This is a genomic window from Allofournierella massiliensis, assembly GCF_004345265.1.
In the GTDB taxonomy this organism is placed as follows: Bacteria; Bacillota; Clostridia; order Oscillospirales; family Ruminococcaceae; genus Allofournierella; species Allofournierella massiliensis.
Map to the genome: position 1 here is coordinate 185369 of NZ_SLUM01000001.1, position 16208 is coordinate 201576.

14 protein-coding genes are annotated in these 16208 nt (G+C 63.6%); 3 read left to right on the forward strand and 11 right to left on the reverse strand.

The window, feature by feature from the left end:
• Positions 1 to 15: 15 nt before the first annotated feature.
• The 5 genes from EDD77_RS00860 to EDD77_RS00880 all read right to left on the reverse strand — a co-directional run bounded on the left by EDD77_RS00860 (position 16) and on the right by EDD77_RS00880 (position 8300).
• Positions 16 to 1710 (reverse strand): FAD-dependent oxidoreductase, encoded by a 1695-nt coding sequence (locus tag EDD77_RS00860; RefSeq protein ID WP_058964180.1) that lies wholly within the window; start codon positions 1708 to 1710, stop codon positions 16 to 18.
• Between the two features lie 132 nt (positions 1711 to 1842).
• Positions 1843 to 3024 (reverse strand): M24 family metallopeptidase, encoded by a 1182-nt coding sequence (locus tag EDD77_RS00865; protein WP_058964181.1) that lies wholly within the window; start codon positions 3022 to 3024, stop codon positions 1843 to 1845.
• A gap of 89 nt (positions 3025 to 3113) precedes the next feature.
• Positions 3114 to 4670, reverse strand: a complete 1557-nt coding sequence (locus EDD77_RS00870; protein ID WP_058964182.1) for an AbgT family transporter — start codon at positions 4668 to 4670, stop codon at positions 3114 to 3116.
• A gap of 104 nt (positions 4671 to 4774) precedes the next feature.
• On the reverse strand, positions 4775 to 5959 hold the full coding sequence (locus EDD77_RS00875) for a MalY/PatB family protein (protein ID WP_058964183.1): 1185 nt from the start codon (positions 5957 to 5959) through the stop codon (positions 4775 to 4777).
• A gap of 271 nt (positions 5960 to 6230) precedes the next feature.
• Positions 6231 to 8300 carry a sigma-54 interaction domain-containing protein gene (locus EDD77_RS00880; protein ID WP_132587277.1) on the reverse strand — a complete coding sequence of 690 codons (2070 nt, stop codon included), beginning with the start codon at positions 8298 to 8300 and terminating at the stop codon, positions 6231 to 6233.
• A 178-nt stretch (positions 8301 to 8478) separates the two neighbouring features.
• Between EDD77_RS00880 and EDD77_RS00885 the strand changes: the two genes are divergently transcribed.
• From EDD77_RS00885 to EDD77_RS00895, 3 genes are all read left to right on the forward strand, one after another.
• Positions 8479 to 9660 carry a M20 metallopeptidase family protein gene (locus EDD77_RS00885; protein ID WP_058964121.1) on the forward strand — a complete coding sequence of 394 codons (1182 nt, stop codon included), beginning with the start codon at positions 8479 to 8481 and terminating at the stop codon, positions 9658 to 9660.
• A gap of 130 nt (positions 9661 to 9790) precedes the next feature.
• Positions 9791 to 10417: an ABC transporter ATP-binding protein gene (locus EDD77_RS00890; RefSeq protein ID WP_058964186.1), complete on the forward strand. Its 627-nt coding sequence runs from the start codon at positions 9791 to 9793 to the stop codon at positions 10415 to 10417.
• On the forward strand, positions 10414 to 11190 hold the full coding sequence (locus EDD77_RS00895; RefSeq protein WP_058964187.1) for an ABC transporter permease: 777 nt from the start codon (positions 10414 to 10416) through the stop codon (positions 11188 to 11190). Before EDD77_RS00890 ends, EDD77_RS00895 begins: the two co-directional genes overlap by 4 nt.
• Before the next feature lie 77 nt (positions 11191 to 11267).
• On the opposite strand, the gene EDD77_RS00900 is transcribed toward EDD77_RS00895, so the two are convergent.
• The 6 genes from EDD77_RS00900 to EDD77_RS00925 form a co-directional block, all read right to left on the reverse strand.
• A complete protein-coding gene (locus tag EDD77_RS00900; RefSeq protein WP_058964188.1) occupies positions 11268 to 12080 on the reverse strand; it encodes a zinc ribbon domain-containing protein in 813 nt (270 codons plus the stop codon).
• Positions 12081 to 12455 (reverse strand): hypothetical protein, encoded by a 375-nt coding sequence (locus EDD77_RS00905; RefSeq protein ID WP_058964189.1) that lies wholly within the window; start codon positions 12453 to 12455, stop codon positions 12081 to 12083.
• Positions 12442 to 12969 (reverse strand): RNA polymerase sigma factor, encoded by a 528-nt coding sequence (locus EDD77_RS00910; protein WP_058964190.1) that lies wholly within the window; start codon positions 12967 to 12969, stop codon positions 12442 to 12444. The genes EDD77_RS00905 and EDD77_RS00910 overlap by 14 nt, the downstream gene beginning before the upstream one ends.
• A 170-nt stretch (positions 12970 to 13139) precedes the next feature.
• Positions 13140 to 13799 carry an alpha/beta fold hydrolase gene (locus EDD77_RS00915; RefSeq protein WP_058964191.1) on the reverse strand — a complete coding sequence of 220 codons (660 nt, stop codon included), beginning with the start codon at positions 13797 to 13799 and terminating at the stop codon, positions 13140 to 13142.
• Positions 13800 to 14080: 281 nt separating this feature from the next.
• Positions 14081 to 14839 carry a TIGR03915 family putative DNA repair protein gene (locus EDD77_RS00920; protein WP_058964192.1) on the reverse strand — a complete coding sequence of 253 codons (759 nt, stop codon included), beginning with the start codon at positions 14837 to 14839 and terminating at the stop codon, positions 14081 to 14083.
• Positions 14818 to 16146, reverse strand: coding sequence for a putative DNA modification/repair radical SAM protein (locus EDD77_RS00925; RefSeq protein ID WP_058964193.1), 1329 nt, complete (start codon positions 16144 to 16146; stop codon positions 14818 to 14820). Before EDD77_RS00925 ends, EDD77_RS00920 begins: the two co-directional genes overlap by 22 nt.
• Positions 16147 to 16208: the final 62 nt, after the last annotated feature.

Genomic DNA, 16208 nt, shown 5'->3' on the forward strand with positions numbered 1-16208 from the left:
GTTTTGCGCTCCTTTTTATCGTGTGATCTGCATGCCGCAGGCGGCGCAGGTGTTGCCGCCCTTGTCCGCCCGGCCGGCCAGATCGGTTCGGCGGGCATTGTAGAAGGCGTACCCGCCGGAAAGATCATACACCTTTGCGCCCTTCTGCGCAAGGATGCGGGCGGCCACATAGCCCCGCAGGCCCACCTGACAGGTCACATACACCGGCCGGGTCAGGTCGATCTCATCCAGCCGCTGGCGCAGCTGATTCAGCGGAATGTTCACAAAGCCCGGAATCTCGCCCAGCTCGGCCAGCTCCTCCGGGTTGCGCACGTCCAGCTTCACGGCGTCCTCGGGCAGGCTGTCCACGTCCTCGGCATAGAACAGCTCCACGCCGCCCTCCAGAACGTTCTGAGCCACAAAGCCCGCCATGTTCACCGGGTCCTTCGCGCTGGAGAAGGGGGGCGCGTAGGCCAGCTCCATCTCCTCCAGATCATACACGGTCATGCCGAACCGGATGGCGATGGCCAGCGCGTCGATGCGCTTGTCCACCCCTTCGCCGCCCACGATCTGAGCGCCCAGCACCCGGCCCTCTGGGTTGTACAGCAGTTTGACGAACATCTGGGTGCCGCCCGGGTAGTAGCCCGCGTGGCTGGCGGATACGGTGTAGCTCTTGCGGTAGGCGGTGCCGGCGGCGCGCAGGCTCTCTTCCTTTTCACCGGCGGCGGCCACGGTCATGTCGAAGAACTTCATCACCGAGGTGCCGATGCTGCCCTTGTAGGCCGCGTTTTTGCCGCAGATCACATCCGCCACAATGCGGGCCTGCTTGTTGGCGGGGCCTGCCAGCGGAATCACCTGCCGCGCCCCGCTCACCAGATTGGTCACGGTGGCCGCGTCGCCCAGAGCGTAGATGTCCGGCACGCTGGTGCGCAGCTGCTCGTCCACCAGAATCTCGCCCCGCGCGCCCAGCTCCACGCCGCTGCCCGCCAAAAAGGCGGTTTCCGGCCGCACGCCGATGGACAGAATCACCATGTCGGCGGGCACGGCCTCGCCGCTTTCCAGCAGCACGCTGTTTTCGGTGAAGCCGGCGCACTTTTTGCCCAGATACAGCCCCATGCCCGCGGCGCGGATGCGGTTGTGTACCAGATGGGCCATGTCGCCGTCCAGCGGAGCCATCACGTGATCTGCGCCCTCGATCACCGACACAGCGATGCCCCGGTCGGCCAGATTTTCCGCCATTTCCAGCCCGATGAAGCCGGCGCCGATCACGGCGGCGGTGCGGGGGCAGGCGGCGGCGATGTGGTCGTAGATGGCGTAGGTGTCCGGAATGTTGCGCAGGGTGAACACATGGTTTTTCTCGATGCCCTCAAAGGGCGGGCGGATGGGCGAAGCGCCCGGCGAGAGCACCAGCGCGTCGTAGCTTTCGGTGTAGGTTTCGCCGGTGGCGTGGTTCTTCACGGCCACGGTCTTTTCGGCGCTGTTCACCGAAAGCACCTCGCTTTGCACCCGCACATCCACGTTGAAACGGGCGTGGAAGGCCTCGGGGGTCTGCAGCTGCAGCGCCTCCCGTTCGGTGATGGCGCCGCCGATGTAGTAGGGCAGGCCGCAGTTGGCAAACGAGATGTACTCGCCCTTTTCAAACAGGATGATCTGGGCGTTTTCGTCGTTGCGGCGCAGCCGGGCAGCGGTGCCGGCGCCGCCGGCCACACCGCCCACAATCAGAATTTTCATGGAACGTTCCCTGCCTTTCGGAAAAAATGGGATGGGGGCGGCGCTGCCCGGGGTGGAGCGGCGCCGCCTTGAAAAATCAAAAACGGTTTGGGTCAGGGGGAATTGGGTTCGGGAATGGGAAAAGGGAAAAAATTACAGGTAATGGGGGGTGTTTGGGGTGAGCACCTCGCAGCCCTCCGGGGTGATCAGCACCATGTCCTCGATGTTGAAGCCCTGCACCCCGCCGATGTAGCAGGGCACTTCCATGGCCAGCACCATGCCCGCCTCCAGCGGCCGGGTGGTGGTGGGGTTGATGTAGGGGGCTTCGGCGGTGGCGGGGCCCATGCTGATGCTGTGGCCCTGATGGCCCCGGCGGTAGCTGGGGAACATCTCCTTCACATAGTCGTAGGCGATGTGGTACAGATCACAGATGGGCAGGCCGGGCTTTGCGGCGGCGATCATCCGCCGCTGGGCCTCATACAGCCGGTCCTTCAGCTTGTACAGCGCCGGGTCGGCGCCCTCCATCACCCAGGCGCGGGAGGTGTCGGTGGTGTAGAAGTCGAACTCGGCGTTCACGCCCGCGTCGAACTTCACCACGTCGCCCTTCTGAATCACCGCGTCGCCGGGAATGGTCAGGCGGCTGCCGCTCTCGCCGGTGGAGAACATGGACCAGGAACTGGGCGCGGCCACGCCGGTGGCGATCACGGTGCGGCGGAACTCGTTCACCAGCTCCCGCTCGCTCACGCCGGGGCGGGCAATGCGGCTCACGGCAGTGAAGCCCTCGTCCGCTGCGCGGCACAGGGTGCGGAACATCTCGATCTCCTCGGGGGTCTTGACGCTGCGGGCGTAGACGAACAGCTCGGAAATGTTCTCGAATTTTGCCTCCGGGAACATGCCGCACAGGTTGTTGTAGTAGCCCACGGGCAGATAATCCAGCTCAACGCCCAGCTTCTTGTCCGCCAGATCCATCTCCCGCACCATTTTGGCCAGGATGTCGGAAGAGCTTTCCATCACCGCGGGGGCGGGCACAACGGCGCCGTTGGCAATCTCGTCCCAGGTCTTTACGCCGACCCAGGTGTCGTATTTGCGCACGATGAAGCGGCCGGCGCTCTTGATCTCGAAGGTGGGCACCTCAAAGTCCATGGTGGTCAGCTGGGTGGGCACATCCTCCCGGGCGCTGACCACCGCGATGGAAAAGCCCGCCTGGCGGGACACGGTGTGCTGATGGCCGGCGAAGCCGGTCACATAATGGAAGTTTTCCGGCGAGGAGACGATGGCGCCGTCCAGGCCTTTTTCACGCAGAAGCTCCTTGATTCGGTTTTCTTTGGGAAGCATGGAACAATCCTCCTTGAGTGATGGATGTAACGGAAAAGGGCCGCGCGCGCAGCGGCGCGCGCGGCTCCTTACAAAACCGGCAGATGGGATCAGGCGGGGTAGAACATGGGGGAGCCGGGTCCCAGAGGCAGGCCCAGAACGTACCATACAATGAACAGCGCGATCCAGCCCAGCAAAAAGCCCAGAGAATAGGGCAGCATGGTGGAAACCACGGTGCCGATACCGGCCTTCTTGTCGTACTTCTGGAAGAAGGCCACGGTCAGCACGAAGAAGGGCATGGTGGGGGCGATGATGTTGGTGCAGGAGTCGCCGATGCGGTAGGCCACCTGAGTCAGCTCGGGAGACATGCCCAGACGCATGAACATGGGCACAAACACGGGAGCCATGATGGCCCACTTGGCGCTGTCCACCGCGATGAACAGGTTGATGATGGCGGTGAGCAGGATCAGGGCAACGATCAGAGGCAGGCCCACGAAGCCGATGTTCTCCAGGAAGTTGGCGCCTGCAACAGACAGGATGGTGCCCAGGTTGGAGTAGGTGAAGAAGTTGGTGAACTGAGCGGCGAAGAAGATCAGCACCATGAAGCCGGAAAGGCCCGAGATGCCCTTGGTCATCAGATCCACAACGTCCTTGTCGTTATGGATGGTGCCGGCGCCCACGCCGAAGGCGATGCCGGGGATGAGGAACAGAAGCATCATGATGAAGATGATGCCGCTCATGAAGGGGCTCTGCAGGAAACCGCCGGTCTCGCTGCGCAGCAGGCCGTTGGTGGGAACCACGGCGATCAGGATCAGAACGATGTAGATGAGAGCGGCGATGCCGGCGAACTTCAGGCCGCGCTTCTCGGCAGCGGTCAGGTCGTTGCTCTCGCCCTCGATGGCGCCCTCGTATTTGCCCAGACGGGGCTCAACGATCTTGTCGGTCACGAAGGTGCCGATGGCGGTGATCACGAAGGTGGAAGCAAACATGAAGAACCAGTTGCACAGGGGCGACACCACATAGTTGGGATCCAGCATGTTGGCAGCCTGGGTGGACATGCCCGCGAACATGGGGTCGTTGGTGCCGATCAGCAGGTTGGCGCTCCAGCCGCCGGATACACCGGCGAAGGCAGCGGCCAGGCCCGCGATGGGATGGCGGCCAAAGGCCATGAACAGAATCGCGCCCAGGGGAACCAGCACAACGTAGCCGGTGGAGGAGGCGATGTTGGACATGATGCCCAGGAACACCACCATGGCGGTGACCAGGCTGCGGGGGGCAGAGGTGGCCGCCTTGCGCAGCAGGGCGGACAGCATGCCGGAACCGTCGGCCACGCTCACGCCCAGGATGATGGTGAACACAGTGCCCAGAGCGAAGAACGAGGTAAAGTTAGTGACCATCTTGGTGATCAGGTCGCGGATGGATTCCACCGAGAGCAGGTTCACCGCGGAAACGGTGGTCTCAACGATGGCGTTGCCGTTGGCGGTGTCGATGGTCTCGTAGGTGACCGACACGCCAAGCTTTGCGCAGATGGCCGAGATGATCATGACCGCGATGGTCAGGATCAGGAAGATGGTAGCCGGGCTGGGCAGGGCGTTGCCCGCACGTTCGATGCTGTCCAGCGCACGAACCACCAGGCTTTTCTTTTGCAGGGAATTGCTTTTTGCCATGGGGATTCCTCCTTATAAATGATTTCTCTCTCCGGCGGCAATGCCGCCTTTATCACACTCTCCTCCGCCGCGAAGAGTTTGATCCGCATTCAGGGGGCCGGTTTTCAGCGGCCCATGTGTTTGTCCACGGCAGCCTTCAGCTGAGCCATGGCCTTTTCCAGGGTGCACATCGGGCAGGCAATGTTCATGCGCATGTAGCCCTCGCCCTCGGTCTTACCGAAGCCCCGGCCGTCGTTCAGGGCCAGGTGCGCCTCGTTGATCATGAACTGGGGCAGCGCGTCGCCCGCAAGGCCCAGACCCTTGCAGTTCAGCCACAGAAGATAGGTGCATTCCGGCCGGTGCAGGGTGATTTCCGGGATGTTCTCCTTCAGGTAGTCCTCCACGTATTTCACGTTGCGCTCCAGATGGGCCAGCAGCTGCTCCAGCCACTCCTCGCCGTAACGGAAGGCGGCCTCCACCGCCACCAGGCTGAAGGAGTTGTTGCGGTGCACGTCCATGGATTTCCAGAAGGCCTGATAGGTATCCCGCAGCTTCTCGTTGGGGAACATCAGGGTGGACGCCTGCAGGCCCGCCAGATTGAAGGTCTTGGTGGCGGAGGTGCAGGTGATGGTGTTGGCGGCGATCTCCTCGCTCACGGTGGCCATGGTGATGTGCTTGTGGCCGAAGAGCATCAGGTCGCTGTGAATCTCGTCGCTGATGATCAGGGTGCCGTACTGCACGCACAATTCGCCCATGCGGCGCAGCTCGTCGGCAGTCCAGGCGCGGCCCACCGGGTTGTGGGGGTTGCACAGGATGAACAGGGGCGGGCGGCGCTTGAGCGCCTCCTCAAAGGCCTCGAAGTCCATGGAGTAGTAGCCGTTTTCCTCCTTCAGGGGAACGGTCAGGCACTTGCGGCCCCAGTTTTCCACCGAGTCGAAGAACTCGCCGTAAACGGGGGTGGTGAACAGAATCTCGTCGCCGGGCTTGGAGAATTCCCGCACAAAGGTGCACAGCGCCGGCACCACGCCCAGCGTATACAGGCACAGCGCCGGGTCCGGCTTCCAGCCGTTGCGCTTTTCCTGCCACTGGCAAACCGCTTCAAAATAGGAGTCCGGGCGGCTGGTGTAGCCGAAAATGCCCTGCCGGTTGCGCGCGTCGATGGCGTCCAGAATGGGCTGGGCGGTCATCAGATCCATGTCGGCGATCCACATGGGGATCAGGTCTCTGCGGCCGAAGCGGGCCTCCATCTCGTCGTACTTGGCGGCGAAATTGTTCCACCGGTCGATGGGGCGGTCGAAATCGTATTTCATAGCGTCGTCTCCTTTTGCGTGGGCTCTGGGCGGCGTGCCGCCCCTTTCGGTTTATGATATAGCAAGAATCGGGCCAAGGAAGGCGATTTCCAGCAGAAAAACAAAAAAACCGGCGCAATGGCTAAACAGAACCTGTTCGATTTGTGGAAAATCGTCAAAAAATCCACGAGGAATCGCCGGCTTCTGCCCCAAAAAAATCAACCGATCTGGCCTGTTTTTTCAGAAGATTCTCCAAAACAGGTGGAAAAATGGATGAAATAGGTTGAATTGTTCACCAGTTTGCGGCCTGATGGAAACCAGTTTGGCTCATGGCCGCCAGCAGCTCCAGCCCCTGCGGGGTGATGCAGGTGCCCGCCCGGCCCTTCTGGATGCTCACAAGCCCCAGCTGCTCCAGCTGGGCGGCCATGGTGCGGATGTTCTGCTGGCTGAGGGCAAGGCCCGCCGTAGCGGCCCGGGCCTCCAGCGCCTGCCGCCCCAGCGACCGGCTGGCGGCCAGCTGCTCCAGCAAAAACAGGTAGCTTTCCAGCCGGTCGCCGGCCAGGCGGCGCAGCTGGGCGGCCTGGGCGGGCTCGGCCGCGGGGGTCTGGGGTTCGGCGGCCAGCAGGGTCACCGGCAGATCCTCCGGTTCAATGAGGGGCTTTTCCAGATAGGCCAGATATTCCACGCAGTTGCGCAGCTCCCGCACGTTGCCCTCCCATCGATGGCGCAGCAGCCGCTGGGCCGCCGCGGGCGAAAGCTCGAACCGGGCGCCGATGCCCTCCTGAATGCGCCGCAGAAGCAGCAGCACGTCGCCGCCCCGCTGGCGCAGCGGGGGCAGCTGCAGCGGCAGCACGCTCAGCCGGTAGAACAGATCCCGCCGGAAGCGCCCGCTGTGCACCTCGGCGCTCAGATCCACGTTGGAGGCCGCGATGATGCGCACGTCCACATGGATCACGTCCACGCCGCCCAGCCGCACGATCTCCTTTTCCTGCAGCACCCGCAGCAGCTTCACCTGCAGCATGGGGCTCATGGCCTCGATCTCGTCCAGAAACAGAGTGCCGCTGCGGGCGGCCTCGAAGAAGCCGATGTGGCCGCCCTTTTTTGCCCCGGTGAAGGCGCCCTCCTCGTAGCCGAACAGCTGGCTTTCCAGCAGCGCGTCCGGAATGGCGGCGCAGTTGATGGCCACAAAGGGCTCCTTGGCCCGGGGGCTGGCCGCGTGGATGGCATGGGCGAACAGCTCCTTGCCGGTGCCGCTTTCGCCGCTGATCAGGATGGAGGCATTGCTGGCGGCCATCCGGCGGGCCAGCTGGCGGGCGGCCACCATGCAGGGGCTGTCACCGATGATGCTGTCGAAGGTGTATTTGGTCACATGGCCCTTGCCCAGCAGCTGGCGGCGAATCTTCTGCTGGCGGCGCTCCTCGTCCCGGAAGCGCTGGAGCACGCAGAAGGTGGTGGGGCTGCCGCGGCCTCGGTAGAAGGAGTGGATGCTCACCGACACCGGGTTTCCGTGGATCTCCACCAGCCGGCTGTGGATGGCCTTCTGGGCCGAAAGGCTTTCGGCAAAGGGCAGAAAGGGCAGCGCCTGCTGCACCCGCCGCTCCAGCAGCTGCTGGGCGGGCAGGCCCAGAATGTCCTCGGCCTTGGGGCTGCAGGCGAAGATCATGCCCTCGCCGTCCACGCCGATGAGCCCGGCGTCCAGCGCCTGCTCGAACAGCTCGAACAGGCTTTCCATCTGCACCGAACGCTGGAGCATCTGCTCAATGCCGTAGGACTGCTCGGCCAGTGAGGCCAGATATTCCTTGAAGGAGGGGCCGTCCAGCGTGTTTTCGCATTTCAGCTGATGGGCCAGCTCCAGAAAGGTGCTGCCGCTGAGCAGCCGGGGCCCCAGGTCGATCACCTCGGACGCCCAGTCCGGCACGAAGCGCCGCTCGCCGGTGGTGATGGCCAGCGGCACATGGGGCGGCTCCGGCGCACCGGGGTAGCAGGGGATGAACTGGATGTTGGTCACGCCCAGCTGGTTCAGGGTGGCAATGGTCTCGGTGGCCATGGACTGGTTCAGGTTCACCAGCAACGCCCGGGTGTTGCGGGGAATGGCCAGCAGCCGCTCCAGCCCCTCCCGGGTCACCCGCACCTCGCTGAGCACCACCGGTCCGCCGGTGGGCAGCAGCTGGCCGATGTCCCGGTCGGCAAAGGCGCAGGTGGATACCAGATACACGTCGGCCGGTTCGATCACCGGATCCGGCTGCAGCTGGGTGCTGTAACATCGGGTGTTCACCTGACCGCCGAAGAAGTCCCGCACCTGGCTGGCATACAGCTGGGCGGAGGCGGCGTCCCAGGTGATGATGGCGAGTTGTTTGACCATAAAAGCACCTCATTTCAACCTGTTCAACCTGTTTTTCTGAGCTCATTATGGCATGGGGTGGGGGCCGGTGTCAAGAAAACCGGCCCCGCCGCCGGTCGCGGCCCGGCAGAGCGGCGCTGGCACGGAATTTGCTGCAAAAAAAGCAGAACCAATTCACCGGAAAGGGGCGTATGATCGAATGTTTGAGATGAACCGTTTTTATGAGCAGGCAACCGCCATGGCCGACACCCTGCGGGCCGACCGCCGGGCGCTGCACGGCATGCCGGAGCTGGGGATGGAGCTGCCCCGCACCACCGCCTATGTGGAGCAGCGGCTGGGGCAGATGGGGCTGGAGCCCACCCGGCTGGGCGGCGGGCTCACCGTCTGCATCGGCCCCCAGAAGGGGCCGGTGTTCCTGCTGCGGGGCGATATGGACGCGCTGAAGATGCAGGAGGCCAGCGGTCTGGACTTTGCCGCAACGGGCGAGTGCGCCCACACCTGCGGCCACGACCTGCACACCGCCATGCTGCTGGGCGCGGCGGCTCTTTTAAAGGAACGGGAGGCCGACCTGCCCGGCCGGGTGAAGCTGATGTTCCAGCCCTCGGAGGAGAACCTGAAGGGCGCGGCGGCCATGGTGGAAGCGGGCGTGCTGAAAAATCCGCCGGTGGATGCGGCCATGGCGCTGCATGTGTTCCCCGGCCCCATGCATGTGGGCACCCTTGCCTGGCGGCAGGGCCCGGCGCTGGCCTCGTCGGACAGCTTTTCCATTCTGGTGCGGGGCAAGGCGGGCCACGGGGCCATTCCCCAGAACGCGGTGGATCCGCTGACCATCGCGGCGCACATCCTGCTGGCGTTGCAGGAGGTGAACGCCCGGGAGGTGGATCCGCAGGATCCGCTGGTGCTCACGGTGTGCACCATCCACGGGGGCGAGCTGCACAATTCCATTCCGGAAACGGTGGAGATGAAGGGCAGCATCCGGGCCTTCTCCAACCACAACCGGGCCCACGCCCGCAAGCGGCTGGTGGAGATCTGCGAAGGCACCGCGGCGCTGTTCCGGGGCAGCTGTGAGGTGGAGTTCCTGGCCGGGGTGGCCTCGCTGCACAACCAGCCCGAGCTGGCGGCCGAGCTGGCGGGCTATGCGGGCCGGATCGCCAAAAAGATGGAGGAGCTGCCCCGCCAGATGGGCAGCGAGGACTTTGCCGAGGTGAGCCAGCAGGTGCCGTCGGTGTTCATGGGCATCGGCGCAGGCGGCCCGGAGGAGATTTACAACCGGGCAGGCAGTCACCACCCGGCGGTGGTCTTTAACGAGGAGGTGCTGCCGCTGGGCGCGGCGGTGCTGGCGGGCTGCGCCGCCAACTGGCTGGCCGCCCACGCAGAATAACCGGCGCTCAATCCAACAGACAAGGGCCCCCGGCCCTCTTGCGAAAACCGGGACGGTGGAGTATAATCGGCAACAGCGCCGGGTGAAAACACCCGGCGCAAGCTTTGTGCAAAAAGGAGGCAGGGCTTCCATGTGTCTGCTGCATGTGAGCGCCGGAACTGAATATCAGGATCTGGTGCGCTACCCGGAGATCAACATCCGGGAAAATTCCATGACCTTCATCACCGGCCCCAGCGGCTGCGGCAAAAGCACGCTGCTGCGGATGCTGAACGCCACCGTTCTGCCCACGGCCGGGCGCATTGAATACAAGGGCAGCCCTCTGGGCGGGCTGCCGGTGCTGGACTACCGCAAACAGGTGCTGCTGGCGCCCCAGCAGGTGTATCTGTGCGAGGGCAATGTGGCCGACCAGTTCGCCTTTTTCTACGGCGCCCGGGGCGAGGAGTGCGTGAGCCGGGCCGAGATGGTGAACGCGCTGGAAATCTGCCGCATGCCCCTTTCCCCCGAGGACAGCTGCGCCAATCTTTCCGGCGGCGAGCGCCAGCGGGTGTTTTTGTCCATTTATCTTTCCGCCCGGCCCAAGGTGCTGCTGCTGGACGAGCCCACCGCCGCGCTGGATGAGCTGACCGCCCGGGAATTTCTGGGCAACCTGAAGGCGGCCTGCCGCCAGCGGGGCACCACGGTGGTGTGCGTGTGCCACAGCCGTTCGCTGGTGGATGAATTTGCCGACGAGGAAATTCGATTGGAGGCGAGAGCATGAACAGCGGCGGCATCGTACAGCTGCAACTCTGGCAGTTTTCTCTGATTTATCTGTTGCTGATCATCGTGATCGCCATCATGAAAAAGAGCGGGGTGGAAAAGACCCGCCTGCTGGTGGTGGCCAGCGTGAAGATGACGGTGCAGCTGGTGATTGCGGGTCTGGTGCTGTCCTACATCTTCCAGAACCCGAACCCGGTGTTCGTGGTGGTGTATCTGGCGGTGATGATCGGCTTTGCGGTGCACCGGGTGCTCAGCGGCAACCCGGGGCTGAACCGGCGGTTCCAGATCATCATCGCGGCCTCCATCGCTTTGAGCGGCGTGTTCGTGCTGGCCTATTTCGTCTGCGCGGTGGTGGGCGAAAACATCTTCAACCCCCAGTACACCATTCCGCTGGCGGGCATGCTCATCGGCAACACCATGACCGGCATCTCGCTGGGCATCAAGACCTTCCGGGAGAGCCTGCAGGGCCAGAAGGCCCGGGTGGAGGCGCTGCTGGGCTTCGGCGCGTCGCCCCACGCGATTTTGCAGCCGCTGGCAAAGCAGGCGCTGGAAACCGCCCTGCTGCCCACCCTCAATTCCATGGTGGGCATGGGCATCGTGTCGCTGCCCGGCATGATGACCGGCCAGATTCTTTCCGGCACCATGCCCACCACGGCCATTCTGTACCAGATTGCGGTGATGATCGCCATCTGCACCGTGGTCACCGTGGCCAGCTTTGGCTCGCTGTTTCTGGGCATGCACACCCTGTATGACCAGAAACATCAAATATTGTGACAATTTTATACAAACAGTAAAAAGCCTGAGCGGCGTTCCAAACCGCTCAGGCTTTTTTGTTTGCTGTTGCAGCGGGGTTATTCCACCCAGATGCTGCCGGAAATATCGGTGGCGCCCTCGTTCACCAGCTGCAGGTCCACCGTTCCGGCGGTGCAGTTTTCCAGCGGGATGGCCACCGGCCGGGTTTCGGCCCGGGAAAGGTCGATGCTCTCCACCAGCTGGCCGTCCTGGCTGATGTTCAGCAGCAGGGGGCCGCCGGTGCAGTCCGCGTCGGCCATCAGGGTGCGGGCGTCCGGGTCATCCAGCGTGAAGGTGGAGTCCAGATGGTAGCCGTTGCTGGATTTGTTCAGGTTGAAATTCCATACGCCCTCGTTGTGGTTTTCAGCGCTCATCAGTGCCCAGCCACTGTTTACGGTGAAGGATGCGCCACGGATGGGCAGAGAGGTGGAGTTCGTCGTCTGGGAGCCGCCGCCGGCGTTCATGGCAAAGGCAAAGAGGGCCACGAACATGAACACCACACTCAGGATGGACACCGCCCCGGTGGCGATGGCTCCCTTCAACAGGCCGTTCATTTTGCGGCGGGGCAGCGGCTGGCCGTACTGTTCGTTGGCCGCGCCGCAGTGCTCGCAGTATTGGGCGGTGTGGGGAATGGGCTGCTGGCAGCTCTGGCAGGGCAGCAGGGTCTGCTTGCGGCCAAAGGCCAGATAAAGGATCAGCGCAATGATGGGGCTGGCAAAAATGCAGATCAGCACCCACAGCACCGGATCCTGACCGTGGAGCCGGGAATCCTTGTACAGCCAGATGGCCATCAGCACCACAAAGGCAAGGCTGGATGCCATGCAGAGGAAAATCATCAGAAAAAATACAATGGGAAGAGCGGTTGCGGTCATTTAAAACCCCTCCTTTTTGCGGGTTCGTTTGGGCAGATAGATGGTGGTGGCGGCGCGCAGATCCGCCATGCGCAGGCTGATGAAGGTGAGCGCCACACCGCCCACCGCCAGCCAGGCAAGGGCGAAGGAGGCCAGATGCGCCCACAGCGGCATGATGGGCAGCGCGAAGATCACCGCGGGCACCCCGCACACGATGAAGTTGGCCACCATGGGCAGCCACCACAGCGATACCGCCCGGGCATCGGGCTCGGCGTCCAGCTGCTCCTGCCGCTGCCACAGTTTGGCTTTCAGGGCGGCATCCAGCTCCGGCGCGGGGCCGGGGGTGGGGACGTGCATCTGGGCCTGCAGGGCCTTGTCCAGATCAAAATGTTCCATAGCCTTGGGCCTCCATTTCCTTTTTCAGCAGTTGCCGGGCCTTGTGCAGCCGGCTTTTGATGGTGCCCACCGGGGCCTTTTCCATGCGGGCGATCTCCTCCAGATTCCAGTCGAAGCCGTAGGCCAGCGTGATGGGAATCCGAAGTTTCGGGGGCAGCCGGTCCACCGCCGCCAGCAGGGCCGCGCTTTGGGCACGCTCCTGTGCGGTTCGGGCCGGGTCGTCCGGGGCGGGCGGCTCGGGGGCGTTGTCTGCGTCCAGCTCCACCGGCCTTGCAATGGCCAACCGCCGCCCGGCCTTGCGCTGTTCGTTTTTGAAAATGCCGCCCGCCAGGCTGAACAGCAGCGCCCGGGGGTTGTTCTGTTCGTCCAGTGTGAGGGTCAGCTCCAGGCATTTCAAAAAGGTCTGCTGATACAGATCTTCCGCCTGCTGGGCCCCGCCGGTGAGCCGGCGGCAGTAGCGGTAGATTTCCGGCCCGAAGCGGTCCACCAGGCGGGCTACCTCCTCCGCGTGCATCGCGTCCTCTCCTCTCTTTGAAAAAATGCCATGGCGCCGGGGGCTTTGTTCCTCCCCCTGCATTCGGTGATCGTCGCAAGGCGGGCGGCGGTTCACGGTTTTTTGAAAATTTCCCGCAAAAAAGCGCGTTCCTCTTTTGCAAGGGGAACGCGCCGGGGGTATTTTACAGGTCAGCCCCGCAGGAAGTTTGCCATGGCGGGGTAGAGCTTGTCGCTGTGCACCACATAGCTGCTGTGGGTCTCGCCGGGCAGAATCAGCAGCTTCGCCCCCGGAATGGACCGGGCGATGCGCCGGGTCTGGCCCTCGTCGATCAGGTCCTTTTCGCCCGCCAGCACCAGCGTGGGGGCGGTGATGCCGGTGAGCTGCCAGCCCGCCAGATGGGGCTGGGTGAGCATCAGCTCCAGTTTGGGGTCCGGGGAAATGCGATTCTGCACCCGCATCAGGGTGCGCCAGGGCTGTTTGATGCCTGTGGGGGTCATGTTGGCCCCGGCCACCACCAGCCTGCCGGGCAGGTCGGGCCAGCGCAGCGCCACCAGCAGCGCCACCACGCCGCCGTCCGAAAAGCCCACCAGCGCGGGCTTTTCCAGCCCCTGCTGCCGGATGAAGGCGGCCACGTCCCCGGCCATCTCCCGGTAGGTGAGGGTGGGCACCGGGTCGCTTTTGCCGTGGGCGCGGCTGTCCAGTGCGTAGACGGTGTAGGACCGGGCCAGATCCTTGATGGCCACATCAAAGATGGTGTGATCCTCGCCGTTGCCGTGCAGCAGAATCACCGGGCGGCCGCTGCCCTCCTTATGATAAAAAAGCTTTAAGCCGTTCACGATGGCATACATGGGGCATCGCTCCTTTGCATTAAAATTCCGTAGTCGTTGCCCTTGGGCAGCACCGCACAATTCCAGGTGGTGGAGCGCGCCGGAAAATTTTTTGCGGAATGAACCAAAAAGCGCAGCCAATCCTTGGTGGATTGGCGAGCATTTTTGGAAAATCCCACGGAAAATTTTGGCGCGATACGCCGCCTGAGCCGTGAGGCGTGAATTGTGCGGGGTTGCCTTTATTATACCACCGGCGGGGGTGGGAAAAAGCAATAAATTGTGAATGAACCCGGCGATAAGCTTCACAGCTCCTCTTTCAGCTCGGTCATGTTCACCCAGTACCGCTTGGGGCAAAGGCTCCGGCGCAAAGCCGGGTTCTCCCGGGCGGCGATGGCGATGGTCTTGTAAAACCGCTTCCACAGCTCCTGATAAGCTGCCTCCTCCCGGGAAATTTCCGGAAAGGGAGGTGCCTCGTCCAGCTGGGCGTAGCTTGCCCTGCCCTTCTGCCAGAGCAGGGCCGCGCCGTGGGTGGCGTCGTAAAGGATGAAATCCTCGCTTGGCAGCCGCTGGCAGAAGTGCAGCCGCAGCAGGGGCAGCACATAGTGCTTGGGGGTGATGGTACTGCCCAGAAAATCGCCGTAGTCCTGAAAGCGCACAAAGCCGGTGAGTAGGTGGGCTTCGCCGCACACCGCTTTTTCCAGCGCCAGCACCGGGGCCACGTCCTTGTGGCCGGCCATGAACATCACGCCCGGGCCCACCCGGTAGCCCAGCCGCAGAAACCGCAGAATCAGCAGTTCCTTCTCCTCGCTGCCGGAAAGAAAGGCGTGCGCCACGCAGCTGCGTGCCCCCTTGCCCAGCTTTTTGGGCAGGCTGGCGTTTACCCGGCGGGCCTTGGCCGGGTCGGTCTCGATGAGCTTTTCCGGGAAGAGGGTGGCCATGGGGCTGGAATGGGGCAGGATGGCAAAGGGAATCTCGTGGGCATACACGCTCTCGAACACGCAGCAGAGAAAGCCCTCAAAGCTGCCGTCGTACCGGTAGACTACATCCGCTTCTCGATCCATGAAACCGCCTCCTCCTTTGCCGCCTCGATTCCCGGCCTGCCCGCGCTGAGCATGGGGGCAAACTCCGGGGCGAACAGGCTTAATTGCTGGGCCCCGGCGGCGAACACGCCGGAATCCACCAGCGCCGCCGCAATGCTCCGGCGGCCAAAGCCCGCCGCGCCGGAAAAGCCCCTGCAGCAGATGAAATACTGGGCCCGCTTGAGTACCACGCCGATGCGTCGCAGCTCCTCCAGCCCCAGCGCCCCCTGACGGCGGGCCCGCACGATGTGCCCGGCGCTTTTGGGGCCGATGCCCGGCACCCGCAGCAGCATGGCCTGCTCGGCCCGGTTCACATCCACCGGGAACTGATCCAGATGCTGGATGGCCCAGTTGCATTTGGGGTCCAGAAAGGGGTCGAAGTTGGGGCTGGCATCGTCCAGAATTTCGTCCGCCGAAAAATGGTAAAACCGCAGCAGCCAGTCCGCCTGATAGAGCCGGTGCTCCCGCAACAGGGGCGGGGGCGTGTTCAGGGCGGGCAGGCGGCTGTCCTGCGCCACCGGGATATAGGCCGAGTAGAACACCCGCTTGAGCTGGTATTTGTGATAAAGGCCCTCGGTGAGCTTCAGGATCTGCCGGTCGGTTTCCGGGGTGGCGCCCACGATCATCTGGGTGCTCTGGCCGGCGGGGGCGAATTTGGGCGCGGAGCGGTAGACCGTCAGCTCCTGCCGGTTTTCGTCCCGCACCCGGGCGATCTGGCGCATGGGGGCCAGGATGGCGGCCTTTTTCTTGTCCGGCGCAAGGCGGCCCAGGCTGGCAGCGCTGGGCAGCTCGATGTTCACGCTCAGCCGGTCCGCCAGAAGGCCCAGCCGGTGGATCAGCGCCGGGTCAGCCCCGGGGATGGCCTTGGCGTGGATGTAGCCCCGGAAGTGGTATTCACTGCGCAGCAGCTCCAGCGCCTTGATCATCAGCTCGGTGGTGTGGTCGGGGCTGATGAGCACCGCGCTGGAGAGAAACAGCCCCTCGATGTAGTTGCGCCGGTAAAACTGAATGGTCAGCTCCGCCAGCTCCCGGGGGGTGAAGGCGGCCCGGGGCAGGTCGTTGGAGCGGCGGTTCACGCAGTAGGCGCAGTCGTAGGCGCACACGTTGGTGAGCAGCACTTTCAAAAGGCTCACGCAGCGGCCGTCCGCCGAGAAGGTGTGGCAGCAGCCGGGAGCCACCGCGCTGCCGATGCTGCCGGCCGCGCCGCCCCGGTCCACGCCACTGGAGGTGCAGGCCACGTCGTATTTGGCGCTGTCTGCCAGAATGGTGAGCTTTTCCATCAGGTCCATGCCCGGACCCTCCTTTCTGTGGGGGATTTTTGAGGGATTCGGAGTGTTCACAAAAGCGAAGA